Consider the following 256-nt stretch of genomic DNA (forward strand, 5'->3'; position numbering starts at 1 on the left):
GGCTGAACATGCCCATGGGAGTACCGCACACGCTGGAGGCCAGCGAGATGAAGTCGGAGAGTGCCGGTTCCAGCCAGGCGTCGGCGTCGCTGTCGGTGTGCGCCAGTTCGACGCGGGTGTCGGTCAGTCCGCGCTGGCGGCCTTGGGTACGCTGGAAGAGGGAGCGTTCGGGAGTGTACTGGGCGTGCAAATCTCGAATGTTCATGGCGCGTTGCTCGTGAGGGTTGGGTTTCGTTTTATTTGATTCACCGTCGGT

Annotated in this window: 1 pseudogene; it reads right to left on the bottom strand. The window is 62.1% G+C overall.

Features of this window, described 5'->3' with window-relative positions:
- Positions 1-205: pseudogene (locus tag ACCD11_RS28435) on the bottom strand (sensor domain-containing diguanylate cyclase); the annotation flags it as partial.
- Positions 206-256: the final 51 nt, after the last annotated feature.

The organism is Variovorax sp. Varisp36, assembly GCF_047304235.1.
Classification (GTDB): Bacteria; Pseudomonadota; Gammaproteobacteria; order Burkholderiales; family Burkholderiaceae_C; genus Variovorax.